The organism is Paraburkholderia sp. NMBU_R16, assembly GCF_013282575.1.
Taxonomy (GTDB): Bacteria; Pseudomonadota; Gammaproteobacteria; order Burkholderiales; family Burkholderiaceae; genus Trinickia.
Genome location: NZ_JAAAYE010000010.1, coordinates 47,673 through 68,885 on the forward strand (window position 1 = coordinate 47,673; position 21,213 = coordinate 68,885).

20 protein-coding genes are annotated in these 21,213 nt (G+C 63.4%); 10 read left to right on the plus strand and 10 right to left on the minus strand.

Annotation, left to right across the window (positions count from 1 at the left end; genetic code table 11):
• Positions 1-104: 104 nt before the first annotated feature.
• The 5 genes from GWC77_RS07150 to GWC77_RS07170 all read left to right on the plus strand — a co-directional run bounded on the left by GWC77_RS07150 (position 105) and on the right by GWC77_RS07170 (position 5,086).
• A complete protein-coding gene (locus tag GWC77_RS07150) occupies positions 105-1,259 on the plus strand; it encodes a branched-chain amino acid ABC transporter substrate-binding protein (protein ID WP_173256203.1) in 1,155 nt (384 codons plus the stop codon).
• A 182-nt stretch (positions 1,260-1,441) separates the two neighbouring features.
• Positions 1,442-2,392 (plus strand): branched-chain amino acid ABC transporter permease, encoded by a 951-nt coding sequence (locus GWC77_RS07155; protein ID WP_173256204.1) that lies wholly within the window; start codon positions 1,442-1,444, stop codon positions 2,390-2,392.
• A 16-nt stretch (positions 2,393-2,408) separates the two neighbouring features.
• Positions 2,409-3,578, plus strand: coding sequence for a branched-chain amino acid ABC transporter permease (locus GWC77_RS07160; protein ID WP_173256205.1), 1,170 nt, complete (start codon positions 2,409-2,411; stop codon positions 3,576-3,578).
• A gap of 18 nt (positions 3,579-3,596) precedes the next feature.
• Entirely contained in the window at positions 3,597-4,370 is a 774-nt protein-coding gene (locus GWC77_RS07165) for an ABC transporter ATP-binding protein (protein ID WP_173256206.1), read from the plus strand.
• Positions 4,370-5,086 (plus strand): ABC transporter ATP-binding protein, encoded by a 717-nt coding sequence (locus GWC77_RS07170; protein WP_173256207.1) that lies wholly within the window; start codon positions 4,370-4,372, stop codon positions 5,084-5,086. The genes GWC77_RS07165 and GWC77_RS07170 overlap by 1 nt, the downstream gene beginning before the upstream one ends.
• A gap of 106 nt (positions 5,087-5,192) precedes the next feature.
• Here GWC77_RS07170 and GWC77_RS07175 read toward each other — a convergent pair whose 3' ends face one another.
• Both GWC77_RS07175 and GWC77_RS07180 read right to left on the minus strand, forming a co-directional pair.
• On the minus strand, positions 5,193-6,068 hold the full coding sequence (locus GWC77_RS07175; RefSeq protein WP_173256208.1) for a lipid A biosynthesis lauroyl acyltransferase: 876 nt from the start codon (positions 6,066-6,068) through the stop codon (positions 5,193-5,195).
• A gap of 12 nt (positions 6,069-6,080) precedes the next feature.
• The gene (locus GWC77_RS07180) at positions 6,081-6,608 is read right to left on the minus strand and encodes a hypothetical protein (protein ID WP_173256209.1); all 528 of its coding nucleotides are present in this window, start codon (positions 6,606-6,608) and stop codon (positions 6,081-6,083) included.
• A 494-nt stretch (positions 6,609-7,102) separates the two neighbouring features.
• Here GWC77_RS07180 and GWC77_RS07185 point away from each other — a divergent pair, with 494 nt between their 5' ends.
• On the plus strand, positions 7,103-8,290 hold the full coding sequence (locus GWC77_RS07185; protein ID WP_173256210.1) for a hypothetical protein: 1,188 nt from the start codon (positions 7,103-7,105) through the stop codon (positions 8,288-8,290).
• Between the two features lie 50 nt (positions 8,291-8,340).
• Here the strand turns inward: GWC77_RS07185 and GWC77_RS07190 are convergent, their stop codons facing one another.
• The 4 genes from GWC77_RS07190 to manD form a co-directional block, all read right to left on the minus strand.
• A complete protein-coding gene (locus GWC77_RS07190; protein ID WP_173256211.1) occupies positions 8,341-9,174 on the minus strand; it encodes a GntR family transcriptional regulator in 834 nt (277 codons plus the stop codon).
• Between the two features lie 132 nt (positions 9,175-9,306).
• The gene (locus tag GWC77_RS07195) at positions 9,307-10,602 is read right to left on the minus strand and encodes an MFS transporter (protein ID WP_173256212.1); all 1,296 of its coding nucleotides are present in this window, start codon (positions 10,600-10,602) and stop codon (positions 9,307-9,309) included.
• A 136-nt stretch (positions 10,603-10,738) separates the two neighbouring features.
• The gene (locus tag GWC77_RS07200) at positions 10,739-11,794 is read right to left on the minus strand and encodes an L-idonate 5-dehydrogenase (protein ID WP_173256213.1); all 1,056 of its coding nucleotides are present in this window, start codon (positions 11,792-11,794) and stop codon (positions 10,739-10,741) included.
• 10 nt (positions 11,795-11,804) lie between these two features.
• Positions 11,805-13,013 carry a D-mannonate dehydratase ManD gene (gene manD, locus GWC77_RS07205; RefSeq protein WP_173256214.1) on the minus strand — a complete coding sequence of 403 codons (1,209 nt, stop codon included), beginning with the start codon at positions 13,011-13,013 and terminating at the stop codon, positions 11,805-11,807.
• Between the two features lie 92 nt (positions 13,014-13,105).
• On the opposite strand from manD, the gene GWC77_RS07210 reads away from it, so the two are divergent.
• Entirely contained in the window at positions 13,106-14,572 is a 1,467-nt protein-coding gene (locus GWC77_RS07210) for a mannitol dehydrogenase family protein (RefSeq protein WP_173256215.1), read from the plus strand.
• Between the two features lie 77 nt (positions 14,573-14,649).
• Here the strand turns inward: GWC77_RS07210 and GWC77_RS07215 are convergent, their stop codons facing one another.
• The 3 genes from GWC77_RS07215 to GWC77_RS07225 form a co-directional block, all read right to left on the minus strand.
• The gene (locus GWC77_RS07215; protein ID WP_173256216.1) at positions 14,650-14,973 is read right to left on the minus strand and encodes a thioredoxin family protein; all 324 of its coding nucleotides are present in this window, start codon (positions 14,971-14,973) and stop codon (positions 14,650-14,652) included.
• Between the two features lie 26 nt (positions 14,974-14,999).
• Positions 15,000-15,572: a DUF6496 domain-containing protein gene (locus GWC77_RS07220; RefSeq protein ID WP_173256217.1), complete on the minus strand. Its 573-nt coding sequence runs from the start codon at positions 15,570-15,572 to the stop codon at positions 15,000-15,002.
• Positions 15,573-15,727: 155 nt separating this feature from the next.
• Positions 15,728-16,408 (minus strand): hypothetical protein, encoded by a 681-nt coding sequence (locus tag GWC77_RS07225; protein WP_173256218.1) that lies wholly within the window; start codon positions 16,406-16,408, stop codon positions 15,728-15,730.
• Between the two features lie 302 nt (positions 16,409-16,710).
• Between GWC77_RS07225 and GWC77_RS07230 the strand changes: the two genes are divergently transcribed.
• The 3 genes from GWC77_RS07230 (at position 16,711) to GWC77_RS07240 (ending at position 20,203) form a co-directional block, all read left to right on the plus strand.
• Positions 16,711-17,502: a dienelactone hydrolase family protein gene (locus GWC77_RS07230; protein ID WP_173256219.1), complete on the plus strand. Its 792-nt coding sequence runs from the start codon at positions 16,711-16,713 to the stop codon at positions 17,500-17,502.
• Positions 17,503-17,919: 417 nt separating this feature from the next.
• Positions 17,920-18,147: a hypothetical protein gene (locus GWC77_RS07235; protein ID WP_173256220.1), complete on the plus strand. Its 228-nt coding sequence runs from the start codon at positions 17,920-17,922 to the stop codon at positions 18,145-18,147.
• 268 nt (positions 18,148-18,415) lie between these two features.
• Positions 18,416-20,203 carry a diguanylate cyclase gene (locus GWC77_RS07240; RefSeq protein WP_254366856.1) on the plus strand — a complete coding sequence of 596 codons (1,788 nt, stop codon included), beginning with the start codon at positions 18,416-18,418 and terminating at the stop codon, positions 20,201-20,203.
• Between the two features lie 24 nt (positions 20,204-20,227).
• On the opposite strand, the gene GWC77_RS07245 is transcribed toward GWC77_RS07240, so the two are convergent.
• Complete coding sequence (locus GWC77_RS07245; RefSeq protein ID WP_173256221.1) at positions 20,228-21,112, minus strand: hypothetical protein; 885 nt, start codon at positions 21,110-21,112, stop codon at positions 20,228-20,230.
• Between the last annotated feature and the right edge of the window lie 101 nt (positions 21,113-21,213).

Here is a 21,213-nt window from a genome sequence, read left to right on the forward strand (position 1 = left end):
GTCTCGCCAGCGCAGACCACATGCCGCGCGGTACCAGGACGGAGGCGACGGGGACAATCCAGCGGATTGACCTCGATGCAGATAACTATCGATGAGGTAATGCAATGACCAAGAGCAAAATATTGGGTCGCCGTGCGACGACCTTTGGCATTCTGGGGGCCCTGGCCGCCGTTTCTGCCGGGGTGGCGCATGCCGACGAAACCGTGAAGATCGGTGAAGTCGCACCTCTGACCGGTCCGGCTTCATATCTGGGCAAGGACACTGAGAACGGCGCGAGGCTCGCGGTCGAGGAAATCAACGAAAAGGGGCTTGTCGTCGGCGGAAAGAAAGTCATACTGGTTCTCGACGCCGAGGACGATGCTGGCGATCCGCGCCAAGCCACGCAGGTCGCACAAAAGCTTGTCGACGACAAGGTAGTGGCGATAGTCGGTCACATGAATTCGGGAACGACGATTCCGGCGTCCAAGATCTACCGTGATGCCGGTATCGTGCAGGTCTCGCCGTCCGCTACGAATCCGGCGTACACGCAACAGGGCTTCAAGACCGCATACCGCGTGGTTGCAACCGATGCCCAGCAAGGGCCGGCCCTCGCCGATTACGCGACGCGGACGCTAAAAGTCAGGACGGTCGCTATCGTCGACGACGCCACCGCATACGGCCAGGGTCTGGCCAATGAATTCGAGAAACGTGCGAAGGCAGACGGCCTTTCAGTGGTTTCGCACGACGCGACCAACGATAAGGCCACCGACTTCCGCGCGATCCTTACAAAAATCAAGGGTGAGCATCCCGACGTAATCATGTATGGCGGCCTCGACGCGACCGGTGGCCCGTTTGCGAAGCAGGCTAAGCAGCTCGGCATGACGCAGAAGATTCTTGCAGGCGACGGCCTGTGCGCCGACGACCTTTCAAAACTCGCCGGCGCCGCAGCCGATGACGTGATCTGCTCCATCGCAGGCTCGCCGCTCGAGAAGATGCCGAAGGGTCCGGCCTTCATGCAGCGCTACGAAAAACGCTTCGGTACACACCCTGTCCTGAACTCGCCATTCGCTTATGACGCTGTATACGTCATTGCCGAAGCGATGAAGCGTGCGGGCTCGACGGCCCCAGACAAGATTCTTGCCGCAATGCCAGCGACGAACTATGAGGGCGTTCTCGGCCAGACGCAGTTCGACTCGAAGGGCGACCTGGTCCACGGGACGATTTCTCTCTACAAGTACGTCGGTGGAAAGCAAACCCTCCTCGACTACCTGAAGAATTAACCCGCGAGGATCTGCTGGCCAATCAGGCACAACTGCAGCGATGCGGCTGTGTCTGTCCTACTTCTTCTTTTTCCTCACTCCCGCCGCATTGATAGCGAAACGCGCTGGCTACCGAGGAGCGGTCCCGTCGCGCAGGGCGTAATTCCCGCAAACGCACAACGGCCGGACGTTCTGAACCGGATATGGACATCTTTCTTCAGCAGTTGATCAACGGACTGGTGCTTGGCAGCATCTACGCCATCATTGCACTCGGTTACACCATGGTGTACGGGATTCTGGGCATCATCAACTTCGCGCACGGCGACGTGCTCATGGTAGGCGCCATGGTCGCGCTCTCCGCGATCGACGTGCTCCACAATCACTTCCCGGGCCTCGGGAACATCCCCACGCTGTGTATTGCGCTCGCGATTGCCGCGATCGTGTGTGCCGTTGTCGGGTACACGATCGAAAAGGTCGCGTATCGGCCGCTGCGTCGCGCGCCGCGCCTTGCACCGCTGATCACCGCGATCGGTGTATCGATCCTGCTGCAGACGTTCGCCATGATCATCTGGGGCCGCAATCCGCAGGCGTTCCCCCAACTCGTCTCGACCGACCCGATCAACGTCATCGAGCCGACTGGAACCGGCGTGGGCGCCGTGATCTCGATGACGGAAATCGTCATCATCGTCGTCGCGTTCATCGTAATGGCGGGTCTGCTGCTCCTCGTGCACAAGACCAAGCTCGGCCGCGCCATGCGCTCGATTGCCGAGAACCCGAACAATGCTTCGCTGATGGGCGTGAACCCGAACTTCGTGATCTCGGCCACGTTCATGATCGGCTCCGCGCTCGCCGCGCTGGCCGGCGTGATGATCGCCTCGGAATACGGCAACGCGCACTTCTACATGGGTTTCATCCCCGGCATGAAGGCCTTCACGGCCGCGGTGCTGGGCGGTATCGGCAACCTCGGCGGCGCGATGGTCGGCGGTGTGGTGCTCGGCCTGATCGAACAGCTCGGCGCAGGCTACATCGGCAACCTGACCGGCGGTGTGTTCGGTAGTAACTATCAGGACGTCTTCGCATTCATCGTGCTGATCGCCGTGCTCGTGTTCCGTCCGTCGGGGCTCATGGGCGAACGTGTCGCGGACCGCGCATAAGAGGGAGTAGCAGAACATGACTTCAATTCAATCGATCGAGCCGTCGACGACGCTCATCCCCGAAAAGAACACGACGAAGATCCTCGCAGTGGGCGTCGTGACCGCCATCGCCGTTGCCGCGGTGCCCTTCGTGGTCGGCGCCGCGGGCGGCAACTACTGGGTGCGCGTGCTCGACTTCGCGATGCTCTATGTGATGCTCGCGCTGGGCCTGAACGTGGTGGTGGGCTTCGCCGGCCTGCTGGACCTGGGCTATATCGCGTTCTACGCGGTGGGCGCCTACGTCGCCGCGCTGCTCACTTCGCCGCACCTCACCACGCAGTTCGCGTGGATCGCCAACATGTTCCCGGACGGGCTGCATACGCCGTACTGGATCGTGGTGCCGTGCGCCATGGCGCTCGCGGCGATCGCGGGTCTCCTGCTCGGCACACCCACCTTGCGGCTGCGCGGCGACTACCTCGCGATCGTGACCTTGGGATTCGGGGAAATCGTCCGGATCTTCATGAACAACCTCGACCGTCCGGTGAACATCACCAACGGGCCGCAGGGCATTACCGGCATCGCGCCGCTGCGGGTGTTCGGCTTCGATCTCGCGCAGCCGCATGAGATCCTTGGCTTCATGTTCACGTCGGTCTACATGTACTACTACGTGTTCGTGATCTGCGCGCTGCTCGTGATCTGGGTCTGTACGCGGTTGCAGCACTCGCGTATCGGTCGCGCCTGGGCCGCCATTCGCGAAGATGAAATCGCCGCCAAGGCAATGGGCATCAACACGCGTAACGTGAAACTGCTCGCATTCGCGATGGGCGCATCGTTCGGCGGTCTGTCGGGCGCGATGTTCGGCGCCTTCCAGGGCTTCGTGTCGCCGGAATCGTTCACCTTCTGGGAATCGGTTGTCGTGCTGGCGTGCGTGGTGCTCGGCGGCATGGGCCACATCCCGGGCGTGATCCTCGGCGCGGTGCTGCTCGCGATCTTCCCGGAATTTCTGCGTTCGACGATGGGGCCGCTGCAGAACGCGGTCTTCGGTCACCAGATTGTCGATACGGAAGTGATCCGTCAACTCCTCTACGGTCTTGCGATGGTGCTGATCATGCTGTACCGCTCCGAAGGCCTGTGGCCGTCGCCGAAGCATGAAGACAAGATCGCGAAGCTCGCGAAACGCAACGGCAACAAACCGGTGTGCGCCTAAGGACAGGGAGAACTGCACATGAGCGATAACATTCGGCTGTCCGTGACGGGCGTGAACAAGCGCTTCGGGGGGCTGCAGGCGCTGTCCGACGTCGGCCTGGAAATTACGGCGGGCAACATCTACGGCCTGATCGGCCCGAACGGCGCTGGCAAGACGACGTTCTTCAACGTAATCACCGGGCTCTACACGCCGGACTCCGGTGAGTTCAAGCTGGACGGCGAGGCGTACATGCCGACGGCCGTTTATCAAGTTGCGAAGGCGGGCATTGCCCGTACGTTCCAGAACATCCGTCTGTTCGGTGGCATGACCGCGCTGGAGAACGTGATGGTGGGCCGCCACGTGCGCACGAAGCATGGCCTGTTCGGTGCCGTGTTCCAAACGCCGGCGGAACGCCAGGAAGAGCGAGAGATCAAAGAACATGCAATCGAGCTGCTCGAATACGTCGGCATCGCACAATACGCGGACTACACCTCGCGCAACCTCTCATACGGTCACCAGCGCCGTCTGGAAATCGCGCGCGCGCTCGCGACCGATCCGAAGCTGCTCGCGCTCGACGAGCCGGCTGCAGGCATGAACGCGACCGAGAAGCTCGAGCTCACGAAGCTGCTCGACAAGATCCGCGGCGACGGCAAGACGATCCTCCTGATCGAACACGACGTGAAGCTGGTGATGGGCCTATGCAACCGCATGACCGTGCTCGACTACGGCAAGGTGATCGCCGAAGGTTTGCCGCAAGACGTGCAGAAGGACGCGAAAGTGATCGAGGCATATCTGGGCGCGGGGGTCCACTGATGGCTACGGCAATGTTGAAAATCAAGGGGCTGCAGGTCAACTACGGCGGCATCCAGGCGGTCAAGGGTGTCGATCTGGAAGTCGCGCAGGGCGAACTGGTGACGCTGATCGGCGCGAACGGCGCGGGCAAGACCACGACGATGAAGGCGATCACGGGTCTGAAGCCGTACTCGGCTGGCGACATCGAGTACATGGGCCAGTCGATCAGGGGCGTGCCGGCGCACGAGTTGCTCAAGCGCGGCCTCGCGATGGTGCCGGAAGGCCGGGGTATCTTCGCGCGCATGTCGATCCTCGAAAATATGCAGATGGGCGCGTACCTGCGCAGCGACAGCGACGGCATCCGGAAGGACGTCGACCGTATGTTCGGCTTCTTCCCGCGCCTGAAAGAACGTGCGACGCAGCTCGCAGGCACGCTCTCGGGCGGCGAGCAGCAGATGCTGGCCATGGCACGCGCGATCATCAGCAAGCCGAAGCTTCTGTTGCTCGACGAGCCATCGATGGGTCTCTCGCCGATCATGGTGGAGAAGATTTTCGAAGTGGTGCGCACGATCTCGTCGGAAGGCATTACGGTGCTGCTCGTGGAGCAGAACGCGCGTCTTGCGCTACAGGCGGCCAATCGAGGCTACGTGATCGACTCGGGTCTCGTGACGATGGAAGGCGAGGCCAAGCAGATGCTCGGTGATCCGAAGGTACGCGCAGCGTACCTGGGAGAGTAAATCGCCAACACCAGCGGCACATATTCCTACCACTTCCGATCATCATGTAGCGGATGCAGTATGCGAGCCACACGGGATATGCTAATTTTTTAGCGGGCTTTGCATCTTAGTACACCCCTGGCACCCCAGGCGGACGGTGTTTGAAGCGCCGGTGTACCCAGTAGTATTGATCGGGGAATCGCAGAATCTGCGTCTCGAGAAATGCGTTCATTCTCGAAGCATCGTCCATATCGTTCCCCGACGGAAAACCGTCGAGCGGCTCGAAGATCGTAAGCTTGTAGCCCTTGAAATCCGGGAGCACTTCGGTCACGAACGGCACGACCCGCGCGTGGCCCAACTTGGCAAGCCGCGAGACCGAAGTCAACGTACACGCAGGAACGCCGAAAAACGGCGCAAAAACAGAATTCTCGATACCGTGGTCCATATCGGCTGCCAGCATCACGGGCTTGCCTGAGCGCAGGATCGAGAGAACCCTTCTCGCGCTCGTGGAGCGCTCGATCATTTCCGCGCCGAACCTGCCACGCTGGCGCTTTGCCAGCTCGCACATGCGCGTATTCGACATGCGCGTGTACAACGCCGCGACAGGCAATTGCATCGAATACAGCATGCAGCCGACCTCGATCCCGACGAAGTGAAATCCCATGAAGATCGTCGGCGGCGCATCCGTGTCTTCGAGATCGAGTTTGCTGTCGATCTGGACGATCGCCCTAATAGCCCGGGCGCTACCGAACCACTGAATACCCCGCTCCAGATAGCTGCGGACAACCTGCCGAAAATGAGCCTTCGCGAGATCGTCGTGCTCGAGCGCGCTCTTCTCCGGAAAGCACAGGCGCAAGTTCACCAATACGATATGTTTTCGGCGGCTCGGAAACGCGTACAACATCGTGCCGAGCATACTGCCAAGCCTCGCGACCAGCGCATAAGGTAGAACCGAGAACGCGCGCAACACCGCGACGAGGAATGCGTGACCGAGTTGTTCCACGAAGTATCCCGATCAGCCAGGCCGGCGGAATTCGCTTTCCACCCAAGCCGCGGCGCTCGCCTTGCTCAATTTGAACGTTGCCCCCACACGCACCTGCGCAAGCCGTTCGCCGGCGGAATCGAGCGCACTCAATAGTGCGTAGGGCTCGTCCTCGTCGGGCACGATGTCCAATGTGATCTCGAGTTGATCGTCGCCCGTTGCCGCCGCTACTGTTACCCGCTTGTGCAGCTGCGCGCGCAGTTGCTGCTCGTGCCGGCGCAATACCTCGGAAGCCGTTTTTACGAGGGTATTGAATGCCGATGTGTCGAGTGGCTTCGGATCCTTCTTGTTGCGGCCCATTGTCCAAGGTCCGACAAGCGCGGGTTCCGGTTCCCCGTCCTTGATCATTTGAACGGCCCAGCCGTCGTCGTCTTCGTTCTTGACCACGCGCGCAGTCCAGCCCCCGTCTCGCCACAGACGATCCTCGTGCAGGGTTTCAGGTACTTCGTCGCAAAGCCCCTGTGCGGCGAGATCGGGCGATGAAAGCGGTGTATCGGTCATTTCGGGTTCATGGTCGTTCGTGGGCGGCATTCGGCACAAGGGTGGGATTCTACTCGCCCGGTGGACCGTTCTGTTCAAGTTTGCCGTGAATCTGCCGTTTACCCGGGTTGGCCCGCCACGGCACCCATCGAACTCCTGGAGCACGCGCGGGCGAACACCGAAGAGAGTTCGAGGTCGTCGCGTCCGAGGTGCGCGCGCTCGAGCAACGCAGCGCCGCGGCCGCCTAGGAGATCGCGGCAGCGATCGGCGAATCGGACAAGCGGGCCCACGACGCCCGCGGCGCTCGACCTCATTCGATCTCGGGCAACCGGTGACGCGGCACGCGCCTTGCGTGCCCCGCATGTCGTGCCGCTTCGGCGCCGCGCGAGCTGACGGACCGCAGGCCACCCGAACTCTTTTAGCACGCGATGACGATGCGCGGGTGCGGCCGACGCTTGCGCGGGCACGTGCGTTGCGAAAAACCTCATCGTGTCTAACCGCTCGAGGAGCCATTCATGGACGCGCGCAGCCAATCCGATATCGCCACGCTGCTCTCGCCGCGGCAGGGTCCGTGCCTGAGCCTCTGCCAACCGGTTCACGGTTCGTTTCCCGACACCAAGCAGGATGTGCTGCGCTATCGGAACCTGCTGGGGCGCCTGCGCGAAAACGCGTCGGAACGTTATCCGAGCAGCGTGCTCGAACCGATGCTCGCTCGTTTCGATGCACTCATCGGCGAGCGAGGCTTCTGGGACCACACGTTCAAAGGTCTCGCCGTCTATGGCGCGCCGGACTTTTTTCACGTGGTGCGAACCGCGCAGCCTTTGCCCGAGCGGGCAGTCGTCGCCGACACCTTTTACCTGAAGCCGCTCATCGAGCAGTTCCAATTCGCGGATAGGTTTCAACTGCTCGTTCTCTCGCGGCACAGTGCGGCGCTCTATCAAGGCAACGTCTACGGTCTCGAACCCGTAGCACTACACCCCTCCGTGCCGAAAAGCGCGCTCGACGTGCCCGCCACCGCCCCGCAAAGCGAGGACCGTGCCGTAGCAGCAAAGGGTGGGGAAAACCGCGGCGATCGCTATACCGCGCATCATGGCGGCGGGTCGAAACACGACGTCGTCAATGAAGACGAGGAACGCTTTTTCCGTGTGCTCGCCCGCGGCATATACGAGCATCATTCGCAGCCGACGGGCTTACCGCTGCTCCTCGCGGCGACGCCGGAGCACCAGGCGCTTTTCCGCCGCGTCTCGTCCAATCCCCATTTGCTCGACGAGCGTATCGACGCCTACCCGGGCGACGCAAAGCCGACGGAGCTCGCCGCGGCGGCGGCGCGCTCACTCGCCCGCCGCTGCGAATCGCACTTCGAAGCGCGCGTTGCCGAATATCGCGAGGCCTGGGCGAAACGGCTCGCGACCGACATGGCCAGCGAGGCGCTCGAAGCCGCGCACGAGGGCCGCGTCGATGCTTTACTGGTGGAAAGCGATGGCCGCGCGGACGGCCGCGCCGAGGCCGATGACCGACTGGGCGAGCCGAGCGGCCGCAATCATCGCGAGGTCGATACCCTGCTCGACGATGTCGCACAGGAGGTTTTGCGCGCGGGCGGCGAAGTCATCGTCCTGCCAGCCGAGCGCATGCCTTCGCGCACGGGCTTGGCAGCCATCTACCGGTTCCGTGCACCGACGCAAGAGGCTCGCGCACCGCGCTGAGTCGGCGACGCGTCACCGCCTACCGCCGCCGCGCGTCGCCTGCGCGGCTGTCAGGTACAAAGCGATACGCGTTCGGGCTCGTCGGCGTCGAACCAGTCGGGGTGGCGCGCAGCGACGGGACCGAGCGACACGAGGATCTCCCGCAGGTGCGCACGCATGGCCTGCTCGGCCGCGAGCGGGTCGTGTGCGCGCAGCGCCGAAACGATCTTGGCGTGCTGGCGAATCAACAGATCGAGCGGCGACACTTCGGGAAGACTCAGATATCGAACGCGATCCATTTGCGCCTTGATGTCCTGAATCGTCTCCCAAGCGGCGATGCAATCGATCGATTGGGCGATCGAATAGTGAAATGCCTCGTCGAGTGCGAGGAATCGCGCGGTGTCGTTGACCTTTGCGGCGAGTCTCTGATCGCGGAGGTTTTCGCCGAGCTCCAGCAGTTGATCGTCAGTAATCGACTCCGCCGCCTTGCGCGCCACCGCTGTCTCGATCGCCTCGCGAATGAAACGCCCCTCGCGGACTCTTCGCGGCGAGATCTTGCGCACGAACGTGCCGCGCTGCGGTAATACCTGCAACACGCCAGCCTCGGCCAGCTTGATGAACGCCTCGCGCACGGGTTGTCGCGACACATGGAACATCTCGGCGACTTCCTTTTCCGACAACGGCGTGCCAGGCACCATCTGTCCGATGAAGATCGCCTGGCGCAGCGCCCGGAAGATCTGGGCGCCGATCGGCTCGTGCGAATCGGGCGAAACCTGCCCGGCCAGATCGGGGAGCGCGGCGCGTGGCGCGGCGGCCAGCCCGCGCCTGGCGGTTGCACCCGGCACGGGCCGGCCGATCGGCGCGGCCGAACGCGCAATGGCAGCGGTGGAAAGCGAAGTTTTCATATCAGCGCAAAAGCGGCGGGAAGCGGTGCGACACGCCGCAGTGCGCCCAGCGGTGGTTCAGGGAACCCGGGGTATGCCACCGGGCGCATCGGCGTTTGGCGTTTCGTCCAGCGCAGACGAATTCGCACCATACTACCATGCGCGCCCCACGCGGACGCCCGCTGGGCGCGGCTCGCGAATGCCCACGATCGAGCAAACCGCACCGGCCACGGCAATGCCGCCCGCCAGCACGAACGCACTGGAGTACGAGCCATGCGCGGCTTGCACGATGAAACCGGTGACTGCCGGCCCGACCACGCCGGCGAGATTGGCGAGAAAGTGCACGAAGCCGCCGACGCCGCCCACGTGCCGGCGCGGCACCGTATCCTGGATCACGGCCCAGTACACGGATCCTGTTACATAGAGGAAGAAAATCGATACGGACATCAGCGCGACGGCGCCCGATGTGCTTTTGACCCCACCCGCGAGCGCGACGCACAGCGCCGACGCGCCAAGGCATACGCCGAGCACGATCCGGCGCGACAGCAGCGGTCGTCCCGTGACCTTGAGAATGGCGTCGGAAATGAAGCCGCCCGAGGCAAGCCCGACGCTTCCGAGCAGCCATGGAATGACCGTTGCGATACTCATGTCGCGCAGACTGAGGTGATGCGCTTCGGTCAGATAGGTTGGAAACCACGAGAGGAAGAAAAACAGCACGTAGTTATAGGCGAAAAACGCACATGCCGTGGCGAGCACGAGCGGCTGCCGCAGAAAATGCGTGAGCGGCGCGGACTCTTCGTCGATGGCGCCTGCGGTACCTGTGTCGCGCAGTTGTTGCCCGCTCTCGATCAGCTCGAGCTCGGAGCGGGAAATGCGCGGATGATCGCGCGGCTCGTCGGTCGTCGTCGTCACCCAGGCGACGAGCCATAGCAGCCCGAGCAGCATGATGCCGACGAAGGCCCAGCGCCAGCCGAACCGCACGGCAAGATAGCCGACCACGGGCCCTGCGAGCGCGCCGCCCAACGGCGTTCCGGAACTGATAACACCGATCGCACTGGCGACTTCGCGCTTCGGGAACCAGTTGTTGACCATTTTGCTGTTCGACGAGCTGAACGGCCCTTCACCCATGCCGAACAGCACGCGTAGCACGATCAGCGAAGCGATGCCGGTCGCCAGTGCCGTCGCACCGCAGAAAATCGACCAGATCGCCATGGCGGCGCCGAATACGCGCTTGGCCCCGAAGCGGTCCGATAGCACTCCGCCGACAAAGTTGAAAACGGCGTAGCCAACGAAGAAGCTGCTGAACACGACGCCGAGCTGCGCATGCGTGAAGTGCAGGTCTTGCTGGATCAACGGCGCCGCGATCGAGAGCGCTGCGCGATCCAGGTAGTTGACGAGGCCTGCCAGAAAAAACAAGGCGACGATGTACCATCGCTGGCTCTTGAACATGATTGCGTCTCCTTAGCGCGTCAGCGCTGACTTTCATCGATGCAAAGCTGTCGCGCCTCTTCGCGGGCGTATTCGACAAACGTGAAAATGCAAATGCAGCGAACCGGCACGAAGCGCCCGTTCGAATAGCGGCCACTCAATCGAACTGCAGATGAACCTTCATCGATTGGGACCGGTCGTACGCCACCTCGAATGCATGATTGGCCTGCGATAGCGCGAACGAATGTGTCATCAGCGGCCTCAAATCGAGCTTGCCTTGCGCGATCTCGTGCGCCGCAATCGCGTATTCGTCGGCAAAGCGGAACGAGCCCGTGTAGCGAATCTCTTTGGACATGACGAGGTTCGCCGCGACCGGCGACTGCCCGGCGGGCAGATTGCCCACCTGAACGACGGTGCCGCCCGCGCGCACGGCGCGCAGCGCCGTATCGAGCCCGGCGGGACTGCCGGACGCCTCGATGACGACGTCGAACGTGCCGCGCGCCTCGGCCCAGCGCGATACCACTTCCGCATCGCCTGCATCGACGGTTTCATCGGCGCCCATTGCGCGCGCGATATCGAGGGCCCGCTTCGAAAGATCCATCGCCACGAGCCGATGCGCGCCGGCACGGCTCGCCGTAGCCAGCAACAGACAACCGATAGGACCGCATCCGACGACGAGCACCTGCGCGCCGACGAGCGAGCCGGCGCGGCGAATCGCATGCAGCGCCACCGCGAGCGGTTCGGCCATCGATGCCTGCGCGAAATCGAGCGTCTCGGGTACCGCCACGCATTGATGCGCGGCAACGACGATGTACTGCCTGAACATGCCCTGGCTATGCGGGAACGTCGAGGCGCTGCCCATGAAGCGCATATCGAGGCAGTGGTTCGGCATGCCTGCCACGCAATATCGGCAGCGCCCGCAGGTCAGACCCGGATTGACCGCGACGCGCCGACCCACCGCGACACCGGCAGCCGCGCTCGATTCCGGCACCCCCGGGCCAAGCGCGTCGATTTCGCCCGACACCTCGTGCCCGAGGATGAACGGCTCTCGAACGGCGAAGTCGCCGCTCTTTCCTTTGAAGTAGTAGGACAGGTCCGAGCCGCAGATGCCGCCCGCGCGTACCCGCACGCGAACCTGCCCCGGCCCCGGTTCGGGACGTTCGATGTCATCGACGCGAATGAGCTTCGGCTCGTGAAGCACGGCTGCCAGCATTGAGGACTCCTTACCAGTTCCAGAGAGTGCCGTCTTCGAGTCGCGCGACGGGAAGATAGGCCGGGTCGTAGGGATAGCGCGCGGCCAATGCCTCGTCGATATCGACGCCATGCCCGGGCGCCTCGCCCGGGTGCATCATGCCGCGTTCGAACCGCCACGCATGTGGGAAGACTTCGAGCGCGGCTTGCGGAAAACCCATGTATTCCTGTACGCCGAAGTTCGGCACCCACAGGTCGAAATGCAACGCGGCGCCCATGCAGACTGGCGACAGATCGGACGGGCCGTGACAGCCGGTACGCACCTGATAAAGCGAGGCAAAGTCCGCCACGCGGCGCAGATGCGTGATGCCGCCCGCATGCGTCAACGTCGCACGGATATAGTCGATCAACTGCTCTTCGATGAGCTGCTTGCAGTCCCAGATGCTGTTGAATACCTCGCCTACGGCAATGGGCGTGACGGTGTGCTGGCGAATCAACCGAAAGCCGGCCTGGTTTTCGGCTGGAGTCGGATCCTCGAGCCAGAAAAGCCGGTAGGGTTCGACGGCCTTACCGAGGCGCGCCGCTTCAATGGGGGTCAGGCGATGATGAACGTCGTGCAGCAAATGCGTTTCGAATCCGAAGCGCGCGCGCACGGCCTCGAAAAGCTTCGGCACAAAATCCAGATATTTCTCCGAAGACCAGCTGTGCTCTTGTACGACACCTTTGGTGGCCGGCTCGTAGACGCCCCCGCCTTTCGCCACGCCGTAGACCGAGCGCATATTCGGCACACCGCATTGCACACGAACCGCCTTGTAGCCCGCCTCGATATGCTCGGCGTATCGGTCGAGCGCCTCGGAAATATCGCTGCCGGTCGCGTGCCCGTACACCGTGACGGCTTCACGCGAAGCGCCGCCAAGCAACCGGTAAAGCGGCAGCCCCGACACCTTGCCGAGTATGTCCCACAGCGCCACATCGACGGCTGCGATCGCCGTCATCGTCACCGGGCCGCGCCGCCAATACGCACCCTTGTAGAGGAACTGCCAGATGTCTTCGATACGACCGGGATCGCGGCCGATGAGCGCCGGGCAGACGTGTTCCTTCAGATACGACGCCACCGCCAACTCCCGGCCGTTGAGCGTCGCATCGCCGATGCCATGAACGCCCTCGTCCGTGACGATCTTCAATGTGACGAAGTTCCGGCCGGGACAGGTGACGATGACATCCGCGCGAACGATTTTCATGGGAGGAGTCCTTGCATCTGCTTCGAGGTCGACTCATGCTACCATACAAGTATGTTTGATTGACTCCAAGGGATAACCCGGACATTCGCCCTATGACCCCTGCTCCTCGTCTGACTCGTCACGCGCTGCCCAAGCTGACAGCGCACTTGCTATCGCCGGGCTGGCGCGAGCCCGATATCGGTATCGTGCATTTGGGCATCGGCAACTTTCATCGTGCCCATCAGGCGCTCTATACGGAGCAGGCCGTTGCGGCAGCAGGTGGAGACTGGGGCATTTGCGGCGTCACATTGAAAGCGGATACGGGCAAACGCGATGCGCTCGCCGCGCAGCACGGGCTCTATAGCATCGTCGAGCGCGGTCGCGATGGAGAACGCGTCACGGTTGCGCGCATCGTTCGCGAAGTGCTCGCGCTGCCCGACGATCGCGCGCCGCTATTCGAGCGGCTCGCCGATCCCCGTGTGCGCATCGTGTCGCTGACGGTGACCGAAAAAGGTTACTGCCGGGACCCTGAAACGGGCGATGTCGATCCGGGGCACCCTGACATTGCCCATGACTTGGCGCACCCGGACGCGCCGTCGACGGTTCCCGGCATACTCGTGGCCGCGCTGCGCCGCCGCATGGCCGATCCGTTCACGGTGCTGTGTTGCGACAACCTCGCGCACAACGGCGCAGCGACGCGCCAAGTCGTCGCCTCCTACGCCCGCGCACTGGATCCGTCGATGGCGGACTGGATCGTCGAAAACGTAGCGTTTCCCTCGACGATGGTCGACCGGATCGTACCGGCAACGACCGAGGCGGATCGCGAATCGGCATCGGCGGCGCTCGGCTATACGGATCTGATGCCGGTGCCTTGCGAGCCGTTTCGGCAATGGGTGGTCGAAGACCGTTTCCCGGGGGGGCGCCCCGCATGGGAGAAAGCGGGCGTACAAATGGTGGAGGACGTGACGCCGTTCGAGCTCGCGAAGCTGCGCATGCTCAACGGCACGCATTCGACGATCGCCTATCTCTCGATGCTCGCGGGCATCGAAACGGTCGATGCCGCGATCGGCGAGAAACCGATACGCCAATTGATCCACGCCATGATGACCGAGGAAATCGCGCCGACGCTGAGCGGTGCGCCGTCGCTCGATCTGCACGCTTATCGCGACGCATTGCTTCAACGTTATGCGAACCCGGCTCTCAAGCACCGCTGCGCACAGATCGCGATGGACGGCAGCCAGAAGATCCCGCCCCGCCTGCTTGGGCCCATCGCCGAGCGCCTGGCCGCCGGCCAACCGTTCCCGCGGCTCGCGCTTGCCGTTGCGGCATGGATGCGGTTCCTGCGGGGCCGAGCCGACGATGGCGCGCCGTATGAGATCAGCGATCCGCTCGCCGCCCGGCTGACGCACGCCGCACTGGCCGCGGCAGATACCCCCGAGGCGCTCGCCGACGGCTTGCTCGGCATCCGAGAGGTGTTTCCCGAAGCGCTCGCAGGCAACCGCGTCTTGCGGGATGCGCTAGTTCGAGCGCTGTCGGTCCTTCGCGAAGGCGCACGCCACGCGATTCAGGCCTCGGCGTGAACGCCGGTGTCCACGCCTCTGGACGCAGACATCGGTTCGGCTCGACAACGTGGCCGTCGAGCACGCGCAACAAGCCGTCAATCGATTTGCGCAGCGGCTTCCTCGATGACGCTGGCATCCGACGGGCGCACGACGCGCGCGACCTCCGCACCGTCACGCAGGAAAATCAGCGTGGGCCAGAGCTTCACCTTGAATGAACGGCCGAGCGGCCGGCCCGGGCCGTCCTCGATCTTCAAATGGCGCACCTGCGCGCGCGGTCGGAGCGACTGGGCAATCAGCGGCTGCGCCCGCTCGCAGTAGCCGCACCAGTCCGTGCCGAATTCCAGGACGGTCGGACCGACGAAAGCGTCGACTTCGTCGCGCGTCGGCGGCGTTTTCGAATAGGCAGTATCGCGACTCATGACCATTCCCCGTTACCGATGAAGGCTCAATGATGCGCGCGTGCCGCGCGCGTGTGCGCGGCCTTTTTCGCCGCAGCTTTGCGGCCAGCCGCGCCCTTGGTGGCGGCGGCCTTCTTGGCCGCAGCCGAACGCACGGCCGCACCCTTGGTATGGGACGCCTTCTTGGCCGCGGCGGATCGGCTCGCCGCCGGGCGCTTCGCCGCTGCGGACTTGGCCTGCGCCGAAAGTGCACCGCGCGATGCGCTCTTTTTACCCTCGTGTTTGAGCACGGCCGTCGTCGTGCGGGAACGCTTGGCAGTAGTCTCCTTGCTGGCCGACTTGCGCGCCGCGGCCGGGATTTGCCCCGCCTCGCGGTCCTTCTCGGCCTTCTTGCGCGTAGACTCGCTGGTCGCCCCCTTCTTCGGCGGCTTCAAGTCCACGCCCGCCCTGCGGGCCTTCGACAGTCCAATCGCCACCGCTTGCTTCGTCGACTTCACGCCATGCTTGCCGGCGCGCACATGATCGATCTCTTCCTTCACGAATTCGCCGGCCTGCGTGCTCGGCGCTTTGCCCGCACGCTTGTCGGCACGGGCACGCGAGAGGGTTTTCTTCTCAGGCATGGCAGTTCTCCCATGGATAGGTTGGGTTGCTTACTGCCGCGCAAGACCTGTGCCTCACTTCCCGGAAGTCGTCGCTGCGGCCCCCCGCGCTCGACCCGCAAGCGCACGATGGTACCCGCGATGCCGTCGGCCAGGTGGCCGTGACGCCGATCGCCTCACGGCACCGCCGTTGCGCGCCGAAGATCGATCCATGCCACTTGCGGATAGGCCCGCGCCGCATAGTCTCGCAGCATCGCGGGCACGATACGCGCAGGAACGAAAAGGCTTTGCCGCAACGACAACGAAAGCGCCACTGCAGTCTCGTCCGTCGCGGCGGGCGCCGCCTCCCCGGTCAGCACGACGGCGCGCACCGAGGTCGGCCGCCCCGGACGCAACCACGGCGACACCATGCCGGGCGCCATCCCGAACTCGATCAAAGGATCGCAGCCGGGCGGATTGATATGCAGCCGTTTGACGCTGGCACGAGCGAGCCCCAACCGTTCGGCCACCTCGCGCATGAGATCCCGGCTCAGCAATGGATCGCCGATGGCTGTGCACAGCAGCGTCGCCTCGCCCAAGCGCACCGTCACGGTCTTTTGCACTTGGGCCGGCGCGACGATGCGCTGCTTTTGCGCCGCACTGAATGACGGAGAATGGGACCGAACGAGAGGCTCGACGCCGTAGCGAAGACAAAGCTCGAACATGAGCGCCACGCTTAGTCCGGGCAGCGCCGTGTCATCGAATCCCGACACGAACGCCGTACCGTCGCGCGGGCTCACGCCCGTGGGTTCGGGCGTGCCTGGTCGAAAGCCCGGGGACGCTGAAAAGCACAATGGAAGATCCAGACCGCTCGTCATGAAGCCCTCGTGCAATAGCAGGTTCGAACGCTTGCTCGGGGTCCGGCCTGACAATGTCGACCGCGTAACGATGCGGCCCGAACCGCGGCCTGGACGCCCGGAAACGATACCGGCGGCACCGTGGGCCAAACGCGTCGAAAATCGCGAAAACGTACATGTCGCGAGAGGAGGACTACGGCTTCATGTAGCGGCCGGCGCCCAACGCGCGCCGATGCTGCAAGGGTCTATTCACTCCCCCTAGAATGGAGGCTTCTTATCGAAGCATTCCACCTGTTCGTCGAAAGGGCCGAAAGGATACTGACATGCGACTGCTGCGCCTCGTCCCGATGCTGCTGACAGCCCTCATCGCTTCGCCGGTGTTGGCGAAAATGGTCGTCAAACCCGTCGAATGGACGCTCGACGGTACGACGTTCGATAGCCGGCTCGTCTATGACGACGAATCGACGGCCAGGCGCCCGGGCCTCGTCATGGTGCCCAATTGGTTCGGGCTCAACGATATCGCCATCGAAAAGGCCAAGAAGATCGCCGGCAAGGACTACGTCATTCTGCTCACCGACATGTACGGCAAGGGAACACGCCCGAAAGGGGACGAAGAGGCCAAGACAGCAGTCACGCCGCTCTACAAGGACCGGGCCATGATGCGCAAACGCGTCTACAAAGCATTCGAACAGCTCGAGGCCGCCGCGGCCGGGGCTCCGATCGATCGCGCACGCCTCGCCGCCATCGGCTTTTGCTTCGGCGGCGCGGTCGTGCTCGATCTCGCGCGCAGCGGCGCCCCCGCGAAGGCCGTGGTCGCGTTTCATGGCGATCTGAGCACCGACAACCCGGCCCTCGCCCGAAACATCAAGGCACGCGTGCTCGCCATGAACGGAGCCGATGATGCGTTCACCATGCCGGACGCCCCCAAATTCGTCGAAGCGATGAAGCAAAGCCCGGCCGATTGGCAGTTTGTCGAGATCGGCCATGCCGTTCACTGCTTTACCGAAACCGAGGCAACGAGCCCTACGGGAATGTGCCGCTATGACGCGAAAGTCGCGGCACGGTCCTATGCGATGATGCGCGAATGGCTCGCGCAGAGCTTCGCCTCGAACTGAGCGCGCGGACTCAGCCTGCGAAGCACTCGAGCGCTTCGTCGTACCGCTCGATAGATCGAGGCGGGGCTCGCATTCCCTACCCGGTCACCGCCTCGCTTACCCACCTCGCCGCCCCATTCGCAAATTCGCGATAGCAGGAGCGGATTCTGCGGAAACGGACGATTTCCCGCGTCCGAACCACGCCGTTTATGCGATTTGCACGAATTTGTGACCTCACGCCTGAACGCGATGCCAGAAAATCCCTACACCATGCGCAACCTATCCTTACTCGACAATCCGCCTGCGCCTATCGAACAACCGAGCGCATACGCGTAGCATGGTTCTCGAGCGGCAAAATCGATTTCTGTCGATGGCGCCGCCCGCGCGGGGCCACTCCGCGCGCCGCACTACCACTCGAACGGAAATGGGAGCCACGACATGAACACGTCCTACGCCAGCAGCAGCTACGACGCTTGGGAATTGCCGCCCGAGGAGCGCGAACTGCGCCAGTGGATCACCGACTGGTATCAATCGGCAGTGAAAAGCGGCTATGTGGAACCCCCCTATGAGCTCGACAACGAGATGGCCGAACGTCTGGAAGGATTCTTTCGCTTTGGCCTGACCCCTGCGGAAGGCGCAAACGTGGTCTTTGGCACGCTACATTGACAGGAGAATCGGCCGGGGGCGAGCGTTCACCGCGGCGAGCCCCGGCCCCCGCCCCGCTTTTTGCGATAAGCGGGGTCTACGTGTTTTCACCTACGCATGCCCGCTTGCCGCAATCCGCTATAAAGATTGGCGCCTCGCCTGCCGATAGCCAGATACGCCCTTTCGGCGAACGGCGAACGGCCGCTAATGACGCGTGCCGACCGGTTTCGATTCGTATCGGGAGCTAGGCCCCGCCCGCCACGCTCACGCGTGGCCGGCATGACGCGTCATGAAAGACAAACTACATTCCCGGATGCCAATGGGCCGGCGCTTCAATATCGGCGTCGCCTGCGCACTCGTGCCCGTTCTCTTGCTGTCCTATTTGCTGCTCAAGCATGAATGGATGGCATTTGAAGACGCGGACGCGGCGGTGCATCGTTTTCAGTCGTTCGACGCCACGCTGATCGCAATGGAGAAGATCTCCGCCGAGCGCGGTCCGATGAACGGCGTGCTCGGCGAAGATCTGCCCATCCCAGCTACACGCGCGGTTTTGCTCAAGCGTGCGCGCATCGAAAGCGACGAGCGGCTCAATCGCCTGCTCGATACGCTGAGCCCGGACCAGTGCGCCACCTGCTCGGACGATTACGCGATCGTACGTCGGCTGAGAGGCGAGCTGTCGGCAGCACGCGTTCAGGTGGATCGCCTTGCGGCCATGCCGCGGGCGGCGCGCGACGACCGCGCGCTGGAGAACGCCCTTCATCGCATGTTCTCGATCGTCGACGGCTTCGGTCCCGTGACGGTCTCACAGACCTCGGCGGTTGCGCGCGGCGATCCCAACACCTTCAATTGCCTCATCATCGCGCGGCTGGCCGCCGACCTACGCGAACATGCGGGCCGGCTCGGCTCGCGCTTCACGAGCGCGCTGGCCATGCGGCGTCAGTTGACGATCGAGGAAAAGCTCGCGATCGCGCAAACGCACGGCCGCATCGATCAGGTACGCGCGCTCATCGATGCGCGCATGGTCGAGCATCCGTTGCTGAGCGCGGAAGCATTCGCCGCCGTCAACACCCGGTATTTCGGCGACGGCTTGCGCTATGTCGCCTCCGTTCAGGCGCTTGCCGATCGCCCGATCGGTGCGGGCATCTCCACGGGCCGCTTCGCCGAGGAGTATGTACCCACGATGAGACCGATCGTCGGGTTTCGCGACGCAGTCCTCGAGAAGGCGGCATCGGAAGTACAGCGCAACCGCCACGCCGCGCTGGTGGCCGCGGTTACCACGGCCGGCGGCGAAGCGCTGTTGCTGATTGCGCTCGGCTTGCTCATCGTCGGCTTCAGGCGTGACGTGGTCAGCCCTTTTGCAGAGGCCACCGCGGCCATCCAGGCCATCGCGGCGGGAAATTTCGATCATCCGGTACCGTGTTCGTTCAGCCGGGACGATATCCGCGTGATGTTCGATGCGCTGCGCGTCCTGAAAGAGAACGGTATCGAACGTGCCCGGCTCGAAACGGACCGCGCACGGCTGATCGACGAGTTGGCGACGATGGCCGAGACCGACCCGCTCACGCGGCTTTTGAACCGGCGCGCCTTCGAAGGGCGTGCCGGCGCGTTATGCCGGCAGCCCTACGATCCTTCGTCGCGCATCGCGCTGATCATGTTCGATATCGACTACTTCAAGCGCGTCAACGACACCTACGGTCATGTCGTCGGCGACGAAGCGCTGCGCAGGGTCGCCCAACTCTGCCAGAGTCACTTCGCGCGTTCGGATATCGTCGCGCGCATCGGCGGCGAGGAGTTTGCCGCGATGACGCGCGTGCCGAGCGCCGAGGCCGCCCGCCAGATTGCCGAACGCATGCGGCAGGCTATCGCCCGGGCCGCCGTGGATACCGATTCAGGTACGTCCTGTCAACTGACCGCGAGCTTCGGCATTGCCGTCGCCACGGGAGCGGCCACTGAGCTCGAGGGGCTCCTCAAGCACGCCGATCAGATGCTCTACGAGGCGAAGGTGGCCGGGCGCAACCGGGTCATGGTGCAGCGTGGCGCAGAGGCCGGCGACACTGCCAAGGCAGCGGCGGGTTGACGATCGAATGCCGGCCTTGCGGCCCTACGCGCGTGGCAACTCGATCCGCAAAAGCGGCTCGCCGATGACGGTACCGTTCGGCCCCATTTCGTAGATCGACACGTACTTGACCGTGCCCCCGCCCTCCTCCGGCGGGGGCAGCTTCACACGCCGCAGATGATGCTCCGCCGCCCGGGTATTCGACGGCGGTTCCCACAGCTTGCCGTACGTCGAATGTGGATTGAAGCGGCTCCCGCTGTTGGCCGGCATGCCAATGCCGCCTTCGTTCACGTCCGGAATTTCCGCGAACCCCACGTAATAGAGATTGAACAGCACATCGAGATTGCCTGCCGCGAATTGCGCATCGATGAACGCATCGTCGATGATGCGCCCAGGCGGAGTGGTGACGAACATGACGGCAAAGTCCTTGAGCCCGACGATAAATGGGTTGGCGGCGGCGACCCACTGCCGGCGTTCAGCCTTGGTTGCGCCATAGAAGATTTCCACCATGCCCTCTTCATTGATACGGTGCTGCACGCCCCGTGCGACGAACTCAGTAATGCCCGCGCGCCGAACGATGTCCTTGCATCGGGCCAGCACCTCATCGCGGCGATCCATATCGATAGGAATCTGGTGAGCCGTTTGATGGGCTCCATTGCCATGGCCGACGACGAACTGCGAACGATTCTCGAGCCGGGCACTACACTCCTTCACGTAGGCGTCCGACTCGTCATCGAAATCGAGGCTGACGTTCAGGACTCCATAGCGAACATCGAGACTCTCGTTGAGGCCGGACGATTCGGCCAGCTCAGCTAAAGTGGCATAACGACCACGCGCGATGGCCTGACCGCACTCTTTTCCAACCTCGTTTGCATAGGCTTCGGCAAAACCTTGCATCGCTTCGGGCGATACATGCGATTGCGCGAACAAGCTACGTACGACTTCCGAGGCGCGCGGGGCGCTGCCGATATCTTGAAGGAACTTCCGCTGGCTGCGAGTGGCTTGGGTTAGGCCATCGTACGAAAAGGCGA